The organism is Cellulomonas edaphi (assembly GCF_030362815.1).
Taxonomy (GTDB): Bacteria; Actinomycetota; Actinomycetes; order Actinomycetales; family Cellulomonadaceae; genus Cellulomonas; species Cellulomonas edaphi.
In genome coordinates, this window is record NZ_JAUCGR010000002.1 from 431,057 (window position 1) to 446,657 (window position 15,601).

Consider the following 15,601-nt stretch of genomic DNA (forward strand, 5'->3'; position numbering starts at 1 on the left):
GCGACCCGCGTTCGGCGGCAGGACCCCGCGTCAGACGAGGTCTGCGAGCGCCGCCCCCGGGTCCGCGAGCGCCGCGAGGTCCACGGTCGCCCGGGAGCGGATGAGCGCGGTGATGTCGTCCACGACGTCCCACACGTTGACGTTCATGCCCGCCACCACGCGCCCGTCCCGCAACCAGAACGAGACGAGCTCGAGGGTGCTCTCGTCGCCGCGCACGACGACCTCGTCGAAGCCGGCCGGCCCCACCCAGCCGACGTACTCCATGCCCAGGTCGAACTGGTCCGTGAAGAAGTAGGGGAGCTCGTCGTAGGGCGCGTCCCGGCCGAGGATCGTGGCCGCGGCGGTGGCCGGCTGGTTCAGGGCGGTCGCCCAGTGCTCGACGCGCACGTGCGTGCCCAGGAACGGGTGGGCGGCGCGCGCGATGTCGCCGACCGCGAGGACGCGCGGGTCGGCGGTGCGCAGCGAGGCGTCGACGAGCACCCCGTCGTCGACCGCGAGCCCCGCCGCGCGCGCGAGCTCCACCCGCGGCGCGGCGCCGATGCCGACGACCACCAGGTCCGCCTCGATCCGGGAGCCGTCAGTCAGCTCGACCGCGGCCACGCGCGCCCCGTCGGCGGAGGCGAGCAGGCGCGCGACGTCCACCTGGACGCGCATGTCCACGCCGTGCGCGCGGTGCAGGTCGGCGAAGTGCTGCGCCATCCGGGCTCCCAGCACTCCCCGCAACGGCAGGGCGTCCCTGACCAGCACGGTGGTGCTGCACCCCGCGGTCCGGGCGGCCGCGGCGACCTCGAGCCCTATCCAGCCGCCCCCGATCACGACCACCCGGCGTCCGGCCGCGAGCTCGGCGCGCAGCGCGTCGGAGTCGCCCAGCGTCCGCAGGTACACGACGCCGTGCAGCTCGGCGCCGGGCACGTCCAGGGTCCGCGGGGCGCTTCCCGTGGCGAGCACCAGGTGCTCGAAGCCGTGCCGCTCCCCCGACGCGTCGACGACGTCGCGCCCGGCCAGGTCCAGCGCGCTCGCCCGCACGCCGAGCCGCAGGTCGACGTCGTGCTCGCGGTACCAGTCCTCGTCGTGCACGAACACCGACGACCGCTCCTCCGTGCCCTGCAGGTAGCCCTTGGACAGGGGCGGTCGCTCGTACGGCAGCTCCGCACCGGCCTCGAGCAGCACGATGCCGCCGTCGTGGCCGGACTCCCGCAACGCCTCAGCCGTCTTGGCGCCGGCGAGCCCTCCGCCGACCACCACCACGCGTCCAGCCACGGGCCACCTCCACGCCGGGCACCGACGGACGGGCGCCGCTCCTGGCAGCGCACCAGCCGGTGCGGCAAAGCGCAAGCGCTCCCACCGTGAGCCCCGTCACCCAGCCATGCCGTGGTCTGGACGTGCCGTCGAAACATCGGGCTGGCACCCTGAGGCCATGTTGATCTGGCCCGGAACCCCCTACCCCCTCGGCGCCACCTACAGCGGGAGCGGCACCAACTTCGCGCTGTTCTCGGAGGTGGCCGAGCGCGTCGAGCTCTGCCTCTTCGACGAGGACGGGACCGAGACGCGCGTGGACCTTCCGGAGGTGGACGCCTTCGTGTGGCACGGGTACCTGCCCGCCGTCCAGCCCGGGCAGCGGTACGGCTACCGGGTGCACGGGCCCTTCGACCCCGCCCAGGGCCACCGCTGCAACCCCAACAAGCTGCTGCTCGACCCGTACGCCAAGGCGATCGACGGCCAGATCGACGGCGACCCGTCGCTGTTCTCCTACCAGTTCGACGACAACGACGCACGCAACGACGACGACTCCGCGGGCCACACCATGACGTCGGTCGTCATCAACCCGTACTTCGACTGGGGCCGTGACCGCGCGCCCGAGCACCCGTACCACGAGACGGTGATCTACGAGGCGCACGTCAAGGGCCTGACCAACCTGCACCCGGCCGTCCCCGAGGAGCTGCGGGGCACGTACGCCGGCATCGCGCACCCCGCGGTCATCGCGCACCTCAAGGCGCTCGGCGTCACGGCCATCGAGCTCATGCCGGTGCACCAGTTCGTCGACGACACCTCGCTGCGCGAGCAGGGGCTCTCGAACTACTGGGGCTACAACACCATCGGGTTCTTCGCCCCGCACAACGCCTATGCCGCGTTCAAGGAGCCGGGCCAGCAGGTGCAGGAGTTCAAGGCGATGGTGCGCGACCTGCACGAGGCCGACATCGAGGTGATCCTCGACGTGGTCTACAACCACACGGCCGAGGGCAACCACATGGGCCCCACGCTGAGCTTCCGCGGCATCGACAACGCCAACTACTACCGCCTCGTCGACGAGGACCAGGCGCACTACTTCGACACCACCGGCACGGGGAACTCGCTGCTCATGCGCTCGCCGCACGTGCTGCAGCTGATCATGGACTCGCTGCGCTACTGGGTGACCGAGATGCACGTCGACGGCTTCCGGTTCGACCTGGCCGCCACCCTGGCGCGCCAGTTCCACGAGGTCGACCGCCTCTCCGCGTTCTTCGACCTGGTGCACCAGGACCCGATCGTGTCGCAGGTCAAGCTCATCGCCGAGCCGTGGGACATCGGTGACGGCGGCTACCAGGTGGGCGGGTTCCCTCCGCTGTGGTCGGAGTGGAACGGCAAGTACCGCGACACCGTGCGCGACTTCTGGCGCGGGGAGCCGTCGACGCTCGGCGAGTTCGCCAGCCGCCTGTCGGGCTCGTCGGACCTGTACGAGCACACCGGGCGGCGCCCGATCGCGAGCGTCAACTTCGTCACGGCCCACGACGGGTTCACGCTCGCCGACCTGGTGAGCTACAACGAGAAGCACAACGAGGCCAACGGCGAGGACAACCGCGACGGCGAGAGCTTTAACCGGTCGTGGAACTGCGGGGCCGAGGGCCCGACCGACGACCCGGAGATCCTCGACCTGCGCGGCCGCCAGCAGCGCAACTTCATGGCGACGCTGCTGCTGTCGCAGGGCATCCCGATGATCGCCCACGGCGACGAGATCGGGCGGACCCAGCAGGGGAACAACAACGTGTACTGCCAGGACAGCGAGCTGTCGTGGATGAACTGGGACCTGGGGGCTCGCGAGACCCGCATGCTCGAGTTCACGCGCGAGCTGGTGCGGCTGCGGCGTGACCACCCGGTGTTCCGCCGTCGCCGCTTCTTCGCCGGCTCGCCCGAGCACGGCGGCGAGTCCGAGCTGCGCGACATCGCGTGGCTCAACCCCGAGGGTGACCACATGCAGGACGACGCCTGGCACAACAGCCAGGCTCGCGCGGTGCAGGTGTTCCTCAACGGCGACGCCATCGCGGAGCCCGACCTGCGCGGGGAGGAGATCACGGACGACTCGTTCCTCGTGCTCTTCAACGGCGCTCCCGACCAGGTGGCGTTCACGCTGCCCGAGGACGAGTACGGCGAGGTCTGGACGGCCGTGCTCGACACCGACGGCCAGGTGGCCGTGGGCGACACGGCGCGGGCGCGCGAGACCCTCACCCTGGCGCGCAACTCCGTCGTCGTGCTGACCCGTCCGCCCATGGAGGAGGTCCCGTCGTACGCGTCGGGCGCCCTGGCCGCCGCGGCGCGCGAGTCCGAGCGGGCCGCCCGGCAGAACGCGCAGCAGATCCTCGACAAGGCCGCCGAGCGCGAGGCGCAGGCGTCGGCCGAGGACGAGGCCGCGCGCGCCAGCACCGCCCGACAGGCGGGACTCGGCGGAACCAAGCGCAAGCCCCGCCCCCGCAACCCCAAGAGCACATGAGCGAGAACCACCCCGTCCCCGCGCGGCGCGTCCCGACCGCCGACAGGCCGCTGCCCGTCAGCACGTACCGCGTGCAGCTGGGCGCCGACCTGACGTTCGACGACGTCGCCGCGCGGGTGCCGTACCTGTCCTCCCTCGGTGTCACGCACGTGTACCTCTCGCCGATCCTCACCGCGGCGCCGGGCTCGACCCACGGCTACGACGTCGTCGACCACGACGAGGTCTCGCCCGTTCTCGGCGGCCTGCAGGGCCTGCGCCGCCTCGCCCGCGCGGCGCACGACGAGGGCCTGGGACTGGTCCTCGACATCGTGCCCAACCACATGGCCGTGCCGACGCCGGTGTGGCACAACCGCCAGCTCTGGTCGGTCATGGCCCAGGGGCCCGAGTCGCCCTACGCGCACTGGTTCGACGTCGACTGGTCGGCGGGCGACGGCGCGCTGCTCGCGCCCGTGCTGGGCGACCGCATCGGCGCCGTGCTAGCGCGCGACGAGCTGGTCCGCGACGAGGTCGACATCCCGGGCCTCGGCCCCACACCCGTGCTGCGCTACCACGACCACGTGTTCCCGATCCGGCCCGGCACCGAGTCGCTGGGGCTGGCCGAGCTCGTCGAGCGCCAGCACTACCGGCTCGCCTACTGGCGCGTGGCAGACGAGGAGCTCAACTACCGCCGCTTCTTCGACGTCGGCACGCTCGTCGCCATCCGCGTCGAGGACCCCGACGTCTTCCACGCGACCCACCGCCTGGTGCTCGACCTGCTCGCCGATGGCACCCTGGACGGCCTGCGCATTGACCACCCGGACGGCCTGGCAGACCCTGCCGGGTATCTGACCCGGCTGCGGGAGGCCAGCGAAGGCGCCTGGGTGGTCGTCGAGAAGATCCTCGAGGGCGACGAGGAGCTCCCCGCCGACTGGGACACCGCGGGCACGACCGGCTACGAGGCGCTGTGGCGCATCCAGCAGGCGTTCGTCGACCCGGGCGGCGCGGCCGACCTCGCGGGGCTCATGCACAGCGTGACCGGCGACCCGTCCGACGGCTTCGCGGCGATGGCCGAGCAGGCCAAGCGCGAGATCGTCGACGGCCCGCTGTACGCCGAGGTCTACCGGCTGACCTCGCTGGCCGCCGACATCTGCCGCGAGGACCCGCGACTGCGGGACCACACCTTCCGCTCGCTCGAGGACTGCCTCATCGAGCTCCTCGTCGCGTTCGACCGGTACCGCGCGTACGTCGTGCCTGGACAGACCCCCGGACCCGAGGCCATCGAGGTCGTCACGGCCGCCGCGACGGTGGCCCGCCGGCGCCTGAGCGTCGAGCGCGGCGCGACGATGGACGTGCTCGTCGACCTGCTGCTGGGGCGTGAGGTGGGCAGCGCCGGTCGCACCCGCGGGCACCGGCGCGACGAGCTCGTGGTGCGGTTCCAGCAGACCTGCGGAGCGGTCATGGCCAAGGGCGTCGAGGACACGACGTTCTACCGCTGGACGCACCTCACCGCGCTGTGCGAGGTGGGCGGTGCGCCCGAGCGTTTCGCGCTGACCCCCACCGAGCTCCTGGCGTGGGCGAGCCGCGCCCAGCAGGTGGCGCCCTACGGCATGACCACGCTGTCGACGCACGACACCAAGCGCAGCGAGGACACCCGCACCCGGATCGGCGTCCTGAGCGAGCTGCCGCGGGAGTGGTCGGCCCTCGTGCACGGCCTCCGGGCCGCCTCCGCCCGGTACCGCGGTGGTCTCGTCGACGGGCGCACCGAGTACCTGCTCTGGCAGACCCTCGCGGGCACGTGGGACGCCGACGGACCGATCGCCACCGACCGCGTGCTCGCCTACCTCACCAAGGCGATGCGCGAGGCGAAGGACCGCACCACCTGGACGGCACCCGACGAGCCGTACGAGACGGCCGTCCTCGACCTCGCGCGTCACGCGCTGGACGACCCGGCCGTGCGCGAGCTGCTCACCGACTGGGAGCTGCGCACACGCAGCGCGGTGCGCGCCGCGACCCTGGGAACCAAGCTCGTGCAGCTCACGCTCCCCGGCATCGCCGACGTGTACCAAGGCACCGAGGTCCCCGCCCCCGCCCTGGTCGACCCCGACAACCGTCGCCCGGTGGACGCCGAGGCGCTCGCCGCACGCCTGGCACGGCTCGACGACGGCGCCGGACCGCGGGACCTCGCCGACGAGAAGCTGCTGGTCTCCTCGCGGGCGCTCCGCGTGCGTCGTGACCTGCCCGAGGCGTTCGTCGGCCCGTCCGCCGGCTTCCTTCCGCTGCCGCACTCGGCGGGCAACGCGCTCACCTACGCGCGGACCGTCGACGGCGCACCCCGCGTCGCCGTCGTGGCCACGCGGCTGGCCGCGGCGCTCGAGCGCCTGGGCGGGTGGGCCGACCACAGCGTCGCGCTGCCCGAGGGCACGTGGCACGACGTGCTGCAGGACCGCGAGGTCCGCGGCGGTGTCGTGCCGGTCGCCGAGGTGCTGGACCGGCTTCCAGTGGCCCTGCTCGTGCGGAGCGAGGTATGAGGGTCTCGGTGTGGGCACCGCGCGCGACGAGCGTGGACGTCCTCGTCGGGCAGGAGCGGCGCCCGCTCGAGGCCGCGGCCGGCGGCTGGTGGGTCGATGCGGTCGACTCGCCGCACGGGACGGACTACGCGCTGAGCGTGGACGGCGGACCCGCGCGGCCTGACCCGCGCAGCGCGTGGCAGCCCGCCGGCGTGCACGGCCCCAGCCGGGTCTTCGACGCCGAGCAGCATCAGTGGCGCAGCGACTGGGCCGGCCTCGACGTGCGCGGTCGCGTGTTCTACGAGCTGCACGTCGGGACGTTCACCTCCGCCGGCACGCTCGACGCCGCCGTGGAGCACCTCGACGAGCTGGTCTCGCTCGGCGTGGACGTCGTCGAGCTCCTGCCCGTCGCGCCCTTCAACGGCCGGCACGGCTGGGGCTACGACGGGGTCGCGCTGTACGCCGTGCACGAGCCGTACGGCGGCCCGGCGGCCCTGCAGCGGTTCGTGGACGAGGCGCACGCGCGGGGGCTGGCCGTGTGCCTCGACGTGGTCCACAACCACCTGGGACCGTCCGGCAACTACCTGGCGACGTTCGGGCCGTACTTCACCGCCGCGCACCACACGCCGTGGGGCGACGCCGTCAACCTCGACGACGAGGGGTCGGACGAGGTGCGACGGTGGATCTGCGACTCGGCGCTGCGCTGGCTGCGGGACTTCCGCGTCGACGCGCTGCGCCTGGACGCGGTGCACGAGCTGCGCGACGACTCCGAGCGGCACCTGCTCGCCCAGCTGTCCGACGAGGTCGCCGCGCTGGCCGCGACGGCCGGGCGGCCGCTGTCGCTCGTGGCGGAGACCGACCTCAACGACCCGTCGAGCGTCGCCCCGACCTCCGAGGGCGGGTGGGGCATGACGGCCCAGTGGGCGGACGACGTCCACCACGCGATCCACGCCCTGGTCACCGGGGAGCGGCACGGCTACTACGTCGACTTCGGCTCGCCCGCGGCGCTGCGTACCGTGATGCGCGGCGCATTCCTGCACGACGGGCGGTACTCGACGTTCCGGGGCGTGGACTGGGGGCGTCCCGTCCCGCCGGGGACCGACGGGCACCGGTTCGTCGTGTGCGCGCAGAACCACGACCAGGTGGGCAACCGCGGGCTCGGCGACCGGCCCTCGGAGCGACTGCCGGTCGGCCTGCTGGCCGTCGAGGCGGCGCTCGTCCTGCTCTCCCCCTTCACGCCGCTGCTGTTCATGGGCGAGGAGTGGGGGGCCCGGACCCCGTGGCAGTTCTTCACCGACCATCCGGAGCCCGAGCTGGCCGCGGCGGTGCGCGAGGGACGAGCCGCCGAGTTCGGCGGCCACGGCTGGACCGAGGTCTACGGCGGGGACGTCGACGTCCCGGATCCCGGCGCCGCCTCGACCTTCGAGGGCAGCGTCCTGGACCGGTCCGAGCGGGACGACCCCGAGCGCGCCGCGCTGCTGGAGTGGTACCGGACGCTCGTGGCCCTGCGGCGCTCCGTGCCCGACCTCGCCGTCGGTGACCTCGCAGCGACCGACCTGACCTGGCACGGGCCCGACGACGCGGACGGACCGTGGAGCGGCGTGCTCGTGCTGCACCGAGGCCGGGCGCGCGTCGTCGCCAACCTCTCCGCGGTCGCCGCGCACGTGCCCGTCGACGGCGCCCTCGACGTGGTGGCCGCGTCGGCGGCGTACGAGCCGGCGCCCGACGGCGTGACGGTGCCGCCGCGGGCGGTCGTCGTGCTCGCCCCGCCTGCCTAGCGGGCGGACGAGCGGGGCGTCAGAGCAGGGCGCTGCCGTCCGCGGCCAGCGATCCGAGCCGGGACAGCGCGCGGTAGTACTTCTTGCGGTAGCCGCCGGCCAGCATCTCGGCCGAGAAGAGCCCGCGCTCCCCCGCGCCCCCGAGCAGCACGGGCACGTCGCGGTCGTACAGCCGGTCGACGAGCACCACGACCCGTAGCGCGACGTCCTGGGTGGGAACCGCGTGCACGCCGGACAGCGCAACGAGGCCGACGCCGTCAAGCAGTGCCCCGTAGCGGCTGGGGTGGACGTGGGCGAGGTGGTCGAGCAGCGCGCCGAAGTCGTCGAGCGTGGCGTCCGGGCGACCGGCGACCGCGTCGATCACCACCTGCTCGGGAAGGCCCTCGGCGTCGGTCACCACCGAGCGGTGGCGGTAGTCGTCGCCGTCCACCCGCAGCACCTCGAAACGCGCGGCGAGCGCCTGGATCTCCCGCAGGAAGTCGTCGGCGGCGAAGCGTCCCTCGCCGAGCGAGCCGGGCAGCGTGTTGGACGTCGCCGCGAGCGCGACCCCGCGGTCGGCGAGCTCGCGCAGCAGCCGCGACATCAGCACGGTGTCGCCCGGGTCGTCCAGCTCGAACTCGTCGATGCAGACCAGCCTGCGCGTAGCGAGCGCCTCCACGGTGGGCAGGAAGCCGAGGGCGCCCACCAGGTTGGTGTACTCCACGAACGTGCCGTAGGCGGCGTCACCGACGGCGTGCGCGAGGGCGGTCAGCAGGTGCGTCTTGCCGACGCCGAACCCGCCGTCGAGGTAGACGGCCACGGGCTCCTTCCGTCGCTTGAACAGGCCGCCGCGGCGGTCCGCGATCTGCCCCGCGGCAGCGCGCAGCCGGGCCACGGTCGCGGCCTGCGAGGGGTGCGACGCGTCGGGCACGTAGGAGTCGAACGAGGCCTGCGCGAAGTGCCGCGGCGGGACCAGCTCGGCCAGGAGGCGCTCGGCGGGCACCGACGGGAAGCGGCCGACGAGGGACTCGTGGGGTGCTCGCGCCGGTGCGTCTGCGCCCGCGAGGGGCTCGCGCGTGGAGGTCACGGTCGACCAGCCTACGGCGCGGGCGACGCGGAGCCGTGCCCGCGCGAGCGACGTCACATCGTCCGCCGATGCACACCCGCGGGTGTCAAGTCCACAGTGCGACCTCGACGTCTCATCATGCGGGAGCACGTTCCCCGACCGCTGTCCGGCATGTCACCCTCATCCGGTGATCTCGTCCGGGTTCGTCAGCGCGCAGCGGCAGTGTTGCGCCCCGCGCTGCGCCATGACCCGTGGTGGCATGGCCGCCGGCCCCGCCCTGACGAGCATGCAGATGTGCTGCTGTCAGCGGAGCAACTGACCCCGCCCTCGTTCCCCCATCGGGCGCGCGGTCCGCGCCCGACACAGGTCCTCCCGCTCGCCGAGGACCGGGTGCAGCCGCACGTCCACGAGTCACCTCGGAGGTAGCGCCACATGGCGCAGACCCGGATCGCCCCGCCCGCAGCACGCAACGAAGGCCAGTGGGCCTTCGACGACGCGCGCGAGCCCCTCAACGGCAACGAGCAGTTCAAGCAGGACGACGACGGCCTCAACGTGCGCGCACGCATCGAGGAGGTCTACTCCAAGCAGGGCTTCGCCTCGATCGCACCCGAGGACCTGCGCGGACGCATGCGCTGGTGGGGGCTGTACACCCAGCGCAAGCCCGGCATCGACGGCGGCAAGACGGCCACGCTCGAGCCCCACGAGCTGGACGACGAGTACTTCATGCTGCGCGTCCGCTGCGACGGCGGCGCCCTCACGCTCGAGCAGCTGCGCGTCATCGGCGAGATCTCGGTCGAGTTCGGTCGCAGCACCGCGGACATCACGGACCGCCAGAACATCCAGCTGCACTGGATCCGCGTGGAGGACGTGCCCGAGATCTGGCGCCGCCTCGAGGCCGTCGGCCTGAGCACCCAGGAGGCCTGCGGCGACACCCCGCGCGTCATCCTCGGCTCCCCCGTGGCGGGCGTCGCGGCCGACGAGATCATCGACGGGACGCCCGCGATCCGCGCGATCGCCGAGCGGTACATCGGCGACCCCGCGTTCTCCAACCTCCCGCGCAAGTTCAAGACCGCGATCAGCGGCTCGCCGCACCAGGACGTCGCGCACGAGATCAACGACGTGGCGTTCGTCGGCGTCGAGCACCCCGAGTTCGGCCCGGGCTTCGACCTGTGGGTGGGCGGGGCGCTGTCCACCAACCCCAAGCTGGGTGTCCGCCTGGGCGCGTTCGTGACGCTCGAGCAGGTGCCCGAGGTGTGGACGGGCGTCGTCGGCATCTTCCGTGACTACGGCTACCGCCGCCTGCGCACCCGCGCCCGCCTGAAGTTCCTCGTGGCCGACTGGGGCGCCGAGCTGTTCCGGCAGGTGCTGGAGGGTGAGTACCTGGGCTGGACGCTCGCGGACGGACCGGCGCCCCCGCCGCCGCCCACCGGCCGCCGCGACCACGTGGGCGTGCACCCGCAGCGGGACGGCAACTTCTACGTCGGTGCCGCGCCGACGGTCGGCCGCACGCCGGGCGACCTGCTGCTGCGTATCGCCGACCTCGTCGAGGCGGCCGGCTCCACTCGCATCCGCCTGACGGTCGAGCAGAAGCTCGTGGTGCTCGACGTCGCGCCCGACAAGGTCGACGCGCTCGTCGAGGGGCTCGAGGCCAACGGCCTGGGCGTGCGCACGGCGAGCACGTTCCGCCGCGGCACCATGGCCTGCACCGGGATCGAGTTCTGCAAGCTCGCGATCGTCGAGACCAAGGCGCGCGCCACGCACCTCGTCGGCGAGCTCGAGAGCCGGCTGCCGACGTTCGACCAGCCCATCACCATCAACCTCAACGGCTGCCCCAACTCGTGCGCCCGCATCCAGACCGCCGACATCGGCCTCAAGGGTGCGCTCGCGGGCGGCGAGGACGGCTACCAGGTGCACCTGGGCGGCGGCCTGGGCCTGACCAGCGGGCTCGGGAAGACCCTGCGCGGCCTGCGTGTTCCTGCCGAGGAGCTGCCCGACTACATCGAGCGCGTCACGCGCCGGTTCGACGAGCAGCGCACCGAGGGCGAGCTGTTCGCCCAGTGGACGCAGCGCGCTGCCGAGGAGGACCTGCGATGAGCGAGTCCGCCCAGCGCGCGGTGCCGTACTACTGCCCGTTCTGCGCGAGCGAGGACCTGTTCCCCGCGAGCGACAAGCACGGCGAGTGGGAGTGCCGCTCGTGCACACGGGTGTTCGGTCTGCGATTCGTGGGAACGAGGGGTGCATCATGACGACCACCGCGACGGAGCTCAGCACGCAGGACCTGCGCGACCTGGCCGAGCAGGCGGGCCGCGACCTGGAGGGCGCGCACCCGGTCGAGATCCTGGCGTGGGCCGCGCGCACGTTCGGGTCCGACCTGGTGGTGGCGTCGTCGATGGGCGACGAGATCCTGGTGCACATGGCGGCGGAGGCCGCCCCGGGCGTCGACGTGATCTTCCTCGACACCGGCTACCACTTCGCCGAGACGCTGGGCACGCGCGACTACTACGCGGAGTTCACCAACGTCTCGCTGCGCACCATCCTGCCGCTGACCACGGTCGAGCAGCAGGACGCCGAGCACGGACCGCGGCTGCACGACCGCGACCCCAACCTGTGCTGCGCGATGCGCAAGGTCGAGCCGCTCGAGCGCGGCCTCGCGCCGTACACGGCGTGGGTCACCGGCATGCGTCGCGAGGACGCGCCCACCCGCACCGACATCGCCGTGGTGGGCTGGGACGAGAAGCGCGGCAAGGTCAAGCTCAACCCGCTGGCGGCCTGGACGCAGGCGGACGTGGACGCCTACGTGGAGGCGAACCACGTGGTGCTCAACCCCCTGCGCCAGATCGGCTACGCCTCGATCGGCTGCGGCCCGTGCACGCGCGCGGTCGCGCCGGGCGAGGACCCGCGCGCCGGACGCTGGTCGGGCACCTCCAAGACGGAATGCGGTCTGCACACATGACGACGACCATTTCGAGCAGCACCACCCTGACCCAGCTGGACGTGCTGGAGTCCGAGGCCATCCACGTGATGCGGGAGGTCGCGGGCGAGTTCGAGCGCCCCGTGCTGCTGTTCAGCGGCGGCAAGGACTCCATCGTCATGCTGCACCTGGCGCGCAAGGCGTTCTGGCCGTCGCCGGTCCCCTTCACGCTCATGCACGTGGACACGGGCCACAACTTCCCCGAGGTCATCGCGTACCGCGACGCGGTGGTCGAGCGGTACGGGCTGCGGCTCGTGGTCGCCTCCGTGCAGGACGCGATCGACGACGGGCGCGTCGTCGAGCGGGCCGACGGCTCGCGCAACGCGCTGCAGACCGTGCCCCTGCTCGACGGCATCACGAGCCACCGGTTCGACGCGGTGTTCGGCGGCGGCCGGCGCGACGAGGAGAAGGCCCGCGCGAAGGAGCGGATGTTCTCCCTGCGCGACGAGTTCGGCCAGTGGGACCCGCGTCGGCAGCGGCCCGAGCTGTGGGACCTGTACAACGGCCGCCACAAGCCGGGCGAGCACGTGCGCGTCTTCCCGCTGTCGAACTGGACCGAGCTCGACGTGTGGCGCTACATCGAGCGTGAGGGCATCGCGCTCCCGGAGATCTACTACTCCCACCAGCGTGAGGTGTTCCTCCGCGACGGCATGTGGCTGGCCCCCGGGGGCTGGGGCGGGCCGCGGGGCGACGAGACGCTCGAGACGAGGACCGTGCGCTACCGCACCGTGGGCGACATGAGCTGCACCGGTGCGGTGGAGTCCGACGCCACGACGGTCGCCGACGTGATCGCCGAGGTGGGCGCGAGCCGACTGACCGAGCGCGGCGCCACGCGCGCAGACGACCGGGCCTCCGAGGCCGCCATGGAGGACCGCAAGCGTGAGGGCTACTTCTGATGACTGAACCGACGCACCACTCGCAGCGCGACCTGCTGCGCCTGGCCACGGCGGGATCGGTCGACGACGGGAAGTCCACGCTGATCGGCCGCCTGCTCTACGACACGAAGTCGGTGCTGGCGGACCAGCTCTCCGCGGTCGAGGCCGCCACCGCGGCGCGCGGCGGGGGCCAGGTGGACCTGGCGCTGCTCACGGACGGCCTGCGGGCCGAGCGCGAGCAGGGCATCACCATCGACGTCGCCTACCGGTACTTCTCGACGGCGACGCGCGCCTTCGTCCTCGCCGACACGCCCGGCCACGTGCAGTACACGCGCAACATGGTGACCGGCGCGTCGACGGCCGAGCTCGCGATCGTGCTGGTCGACGCGCGCAAGGGCGTGCTCGAGCAGACGCGTCGGCACGCGACCATCACCGCCCTGCTCGGCGTCCCGCACGTGGTGCTCGCCGTCAACAAGATGGACCTGGTCGACTTCGATCGGGCGACCTTCGACGCCATCGCGCGGGACTTCACCGAGTACGCGACCGGCCTGGGCCTGAGCGACGTGGTGGCCGTGCCCCTGTCGGCGCTCGACGGCGACAACGTGGTGGACCGCTCCGCCCGCACGCCCTGGTACGCGGGGCCGACGCTGCTGGAGCACCTCGAGGCCGTGCCCGTGCTGCGCGACCCGCACACCGAGGACTTCCGCTTCCCGGTCCAGGTGGTCATCCGCCCGCGCACCGCGGAGCACCCGGACTACCGGGGCTATGCGGGTCGCATCGCCTCGGGCGTCGTGCGCGTGGGCGACGAGCTGACGGTGCTGCCGTCGGGCAAGACGAGCCACGTGGTCGGGATCGACACCTTCGACGGGCCGCTCGACGAGGCCCACGCGCCGCTGTCGGTGACGCTGCGGCTCGCGGACGACGTCGACATCTCGCGCGGCGACGTCCTGCTGCCCACGGGCGGCGACACCGTGGTGGGCCAGGACCTCGAGGGCACGGTGTGCTGGCTCGCCGAGCGTCGCTCGGTGCTCGGGCAGCGCCTGCTGGTGCGCATCGGCACGCGCACCGTGCGCGCGCTGCTGCGCGAGGTCAACGCGCGCCTGGACGTCGAGAGCCTCACGGTCGAGCAGTGGCGCGGGGTCGACACCCTGCACGCCGTGGACGCGACCGACACGTCGTCGGACGCGTCTCCGCAGGCACTGACCCTGAACTCGATCGGCCGCGTCCGGGTGCGCCTGGCCGAGCCCGTGCCGCTCGACGACTACGCGACCCACCGTCGCACGGGCGGCTTCCTGCTGGTCGATCCCGCCGACGGCTCCACGCTCGCGGCGGGCATGGTGGGCCGGACGCTGCTGGACCGCCTGGTGGTGGAGGCACCGGCCGACGAGGACGACTGGATGGCCGGGGCCGGCATATGACCGGACGCCACCCGCTGTGGCTCGACCTCACGGGTCGGCTCGTGGTCGTGGTGGGCGGTGGACCCGTGGCCACCCGCCGCGCCGGAAGGCTGGTGGAGGACGGCGCGCACGTGACGGTGGTCGCCCCGGCGATCACCGAGGAGCTGGCTGCGCTCGTCGCCAGCGGCGACCTGCGCTGGGAGCCGCGCGAGTACCGCGCCGGTGACCTCGAGGACGCGTGGCTGGTGCACACCGCGACCGGCGTGCGGGCGGTCGACGACGCGGTCGCGGCCGACGCTCAGCGCGCCCGGCTGTGGTGCGTCCGGGCCGACGATGCGGCAATCTCCCCCGCCTGGAGCGCGGCGGTCGCCCGCTCGGGCGACGTCGCGGTCTCGGTCTCGGCGGGCGGCGACCCGCGCCGTGCGTCGGCCCTCCGGGCGGCGATCGGCCTGCTCCTCGACACCGGTGCGCTGCCGGTGCGTCGCCACCGGGCCGGCACCGGGCACGTGACGCTGGTCGGCGGCGGCCCGGGCGATCCGGGGCTGATCACCACGCGCGGGCGTCGGGCGCTCGCCGAGGCCGACGTGGTCGTCGTCGACCGGCTCGCCCCGCGGTCGCTGCTCGCGGAGCTGGACCCCGAGGTGGAGGTCGTCGAGGCGGGCAAGTCCCCGCACGTGCACACGCTCACGCAGGACGAGATCAACGCGGTCCTGGTCGAGCGCGCGCAGGCCGGCCTGCGCGTGGTCCGCCTCAAGGGCGGTGACCCGTTCGTGCTGGGCCGCGGCGGCGAGGAGCTCGCCGCCTGCCTCGAGGCCGGCGTGCCCGTCGAGGTGGTGCCCGGCGTGACCAGCGCGATCGCCGTCCCCGGCGCCGCGGGCATCCCGGTGACGCACCGCGGCGTGGCGCGGCAGTTCACCGTCCTCACCGCACACGACGCGGCTCCGGACTGGCCGACGCTCGCACGGCTCGAGGGCACGCTCGTGCTGCTCATGGGTGTCGCGCAGCTGTCCGGCCACGCAGCCGCCCTCGTCGAGCACGGCCGCGACCCGCAGACGCCGGTCGCGGTCGTCGAGAACGGGACCCTGCCCACCCAGCGCACGACGACCGGCACGCTGGCCACGATCGGGCAGGTCGCGGCCGAGCGCGGCGTGGGCAACCCCGCGGTCGTCGTCGTCGGTGAGGTCGCGGCCCTGGCAGAGGTGCTCGGGCCGCGCTGAACCCTGCGACGCGCGCCCGGCCCGTCTGCTGACGGCAGAACGGCACGTCGGCACGTCGCGGCCCGGCCCGCGCTAGCGTGGCGGACA

11 protein-coding genes are annotated in these 15,601 nt (G+C 73.3%); 9 read left to right on the plus strand and 2 right to left on the minus strand.

Going from position 1 to position 15,601, the window contains the following annotated elements; all coding sequences use genetic code 11:
* Positions 1-30: 30 nt before the first annotated feature.
* Positions 31-1,260, minus strand: a complete 1,230-nt coding sequence (locus tag QRT05_RS08315; RefSeq protein WP_289446632.1) for an NAD(P)/FAD-dependent oxidoreductase — start codon at positions 1,258-1,260, stop codon at positions 31-33.
* 157 nt (positions 1,261-1,417) lie between these two features.
* Here QRT05_RS08315 and glgX point away from each other — a divergent pair, with 157 nt between their 5' ends.
* Genes glgX through treZ form a run of 3 tightly spaced genes read left to right on the plus strand, consistent with a single transcriptional unit; the run spans position 1,418 to position 8,009 of the window.
* Entirely contained in the window at positions 1,418-3,745 is a 2,328-nt protein-coding gene (gene glgX, locus QRT05_RS08320; RefSeq protein ID WP_289446633.1) for a glycogen debranching protein GlgX, read from the plus strand.
* Positions 3,742-6,252: a malto-oligosyltrehalose synthase gene (gene treY / locus QRT05_RS08325; RefSeq protein ID WP_289446634.1), complete on the plus strand. Its 2,511-nt coding sequence runs from the start codon at positions 3,742-3,744 to the stop codon at positions 6,250-6,252. Before glgX ends, treY begins: the two co-directional genes overlap by 4 nt.
* Positions 6,249-8,009: a malto-oligosyltrehalose trehalohydrolase gene (gene treZ / locus QRT05_RS08330; RefSeq protein WP_289446636.1), complete on the plus strand. Its 1,761-nt coding sequence runs from the start codon at positions 6,249-6,251 to the stop codon at positions 8,007-8,009. The genes treY and treZ overlap by 4 nt, the downstream gene beginning before the upstream one ends.
* Before the next feature lie 19 nt (positions 8,010-8,028).
* Here treZ and zapE read toward each other — a convergent pair whose 3' ends face one another.
* Positions 8,029-9,075 carry a cell division protein ZapE gene (gene zapE, locus QRT05_RS08335; protein WP_407650319.1) on the minus strand — a complete coding sequence of 349 codons (1,047 nt, stop codon included), beginning with the start codon at positions 9,073-9,075 and terminating at the stop codon, positions 8,029-8,031.
* Between the two features lie 411 nt (positions 9,076-9,486).
* Here zapE and QRT05_RS08340 point away from each other — a divergent pair, with 411 nt between their 5' ends.
* Genes QRT05_RS08340 through cobA form a run of 6 tightly spaced genes read left to right on the plus strand, consistent with a single transcriptional unit; the run spans position 9,487 to position 15,514 of the window.
* The gene (locus QRT05_RS08340) at positions 9,487-11,148 is read left to right on the plus strand and encodes a nitrite/sulfite reductase (RefSeq protein ID WP_289446637.1); all 1,662 of its coding nucleotides are present in this window, start codon (positions 9,487-9,489) and stop codon (positions 11,146-11,148) included.
* Complete coding sequence (locus QRT05_RS08345; RefSeq protein ID WP_289446638.1) at positions 11,145-11,300, plus strand: hypothetical protein; 156 nt, start codon at positions 11,145-11,147, stop codon at positions 11,298-11,300. The genes QRT05_RS08340 and QRT05_RS08345 overlap by 4 nt, the downstream gene beginning before the upstream one ends.
* Positions 11,297-12,007 (plus strand): phosphoadenylyl-sulfate reductase, encoded by a 711-nt coding sequence (locus QRT05_RS08350; RefSeq protein WP_289446640.1) that lies wholly within the window; start codon positions 11,297-11,299, stop codon positions 12,005-12,007. Before QRT05_RS08345 ends, QRT05_RS08350 begins: the two co-directional genes overlap by 4 nt.
* Positions 12,004-12,921, plus strand: coding sequence for a sulfate adenylyltransferase subunit CysD (gene cysD, locus QRT05_RS08355; protein WP_289446641.1), 918 nt, complete (start codon positions 12,004-12,006; stop codon positions 12,919-12,921). The genes QRT05_RS08350 and cysD overlap by 4 nt, the downstream gene beginning before the upstream one ends.
* Entirely contained in the window at positions 12,921-14,318 is a 1,398-nt protein-coding gene (locus QRT05_RS08360) for a sulfate adenylyltransferase subunit 1 (protein WP_289446642.1), read from the plus strand. Before cysD ends, QRT05_RS08360 begins: the two co-directional genes overlap by 1 nt.
* Entirely contained in the window at positions 14,315-15,514 is a 1,200-nt protein-coding gene (gene cobA / locus QRT05_RS08365) for a uroporphyrinogen-III C-methyltransferase (RefSeq protein ID WP_289446644.1), read from the plus strand. Before QRT05_RS08360 ends, cobA begins: the two co-directional genes overlap by 4 nt.
* Positions 15,515-15,601: the final 87 nt, after the last annotated feature.